This is a genomic window from Streptomyces sp. NPDC086766, assembly GCF_044746005.1.
Lineage (GTDB): Bacteria > Actinomycetota > Actinomycetes > Streptomycetales > Streptomycetaceae > Streptomyces.
Genome location: NZ_JBIVBI010000064.1, coordinates 1 through 1,321, shown reverse-complemented (window position 1 = coordinate 1,321; position 1,321 = coordinate 1). Strand labels below are relative to the sequence as shown.

The 1,321-nt window shown below is 66.4% G+C and carries 1 protein-coding gene; it reads right to left on the bottom strand.

The window, feature by feature from the left end; all coding sequences use genetic code 11:
* Window positions 1–27 precede the first annotated feature (27 nt).
* Window positions 28–1,271, bottom strand: a protein-coding gene (locus ACIPM1_RS33850) for an IS3 family transposase (protein ID WP_402441212.1) whose coding sequence is annotated in 2 segments (ribosomal slippage) — window positions 28–989 and window positions 989–1,271 — 1,245 coding nt in all. Because the reading frame shifts where the segments join, the coding sequence is not laid out codon by codon here.
* Window positions 1,272–1,321: the final 50 nt, after the last annotated feature.

Here is a 1,321-nt window from a genome sequence, read left to right as displayed (position 1 = left end):
TGAACCGCTCCGGGATCGATGGAGGCTCTATGCGTTGACTCCAGCAGCCGGTTGGGGCTGGTATTGAGCGTAGTAGTTGGTTTCGTGCTCGTGGGGCGGGATGTCTCCGATGGCGGTATGGAGGCGCTGGTTGTTGAACCAGTAGACCCATTGCGCGGTGCCGAGTTCGACGTTGGCCAGGCCGTGCCAGGGCCTGCGGGGCTTGATCAGTTCCGTTTTGAAGAGGCCGATCTGGGACTCCATGAGCGCGTTGTCCAGGGCGTCGCCGACGGTGCCGATCGAGGCGTCGATGCCGGCCTCAAGCAGGTGGGCGGTGAACGCGAAAGACGTGTATTGGCTGCCCGCGTCCGAGTGATGAATGAGACCGGGACCTGCGGGGGTGCCGGCCCGGTCGCGGCGCCACAGGGCCATGTCGAGGGCGTCGAGGACGAGCTTGGCCCGCTTGCTGGTGGCGGCCGACCAGCCGACGATCGCCCGGGAGAACACGTCTACGACGAACGCGACGTAGACGATCCCGGACCAGGTGGCGACATAGGTGAAGTCGGCCACCCACCGCTCGTTCGGACGGGAAGCAGTGAAGTCGCGTCTGAGCAGGTCACAGGCCCGCTCTTGGCCATCGTCCCGGATGGTGGTGCGGATCTTCTTGCCGCGTCGGGCACCCCGAAGGCCGAGATCGCGCATCAGCCGGGCGACCGTGCAGCGGGCCACGGATATGCCCTCGCGGTGCAGCTGCCGCCAGACCTTCCGCACTCCGTAGACACCGAAGTTGTCCGTGTAGACACGGCTGATCTGCGTCTTCAGCTCCGCGTCGCGGACCGAACGCGGGCTGGGGGTGCGTTTCTTGGCGGCGTAGTAGGTGCTCGTCGCGATCTTCAGTCCGTGGCTGGTCAGGACCTTGCAGATCGGCTCGACTCCGAACACCTGCCGATGGGCGTCGATGAACGCTACGAGCGCTTCGACGGCCGGTCGAGCTCGGCCGCGAAGAAAGCCGAGGCCGCCTTGAGGATCTCGTTCGCCCGGCGCAGCTCGGCGTTCTCGGCCTTCAGCCGCTTGATCTCCGCCGCTTCCTCAGAGGTCACTCCGGGACGCCGGCCGGCGTCGACCTCGGCCTTGCGGACCCATGTCCGCACCGTCTCGGCGGCACCGATGCCCAGCTTCGCAGCGACCGCCTTCATCGCGGCCCACTCAGTTGGGTAGTTGGAGCGAATCTCCGCGACCATGCGCACCGCACGCTCACGAAGCTCGGCGGGGTAAGGGGACGGACGGGCCATGACTCGATCCTCTCAGGGAATCGAGCCTCCACTAGACCCGGAGCGCTTCA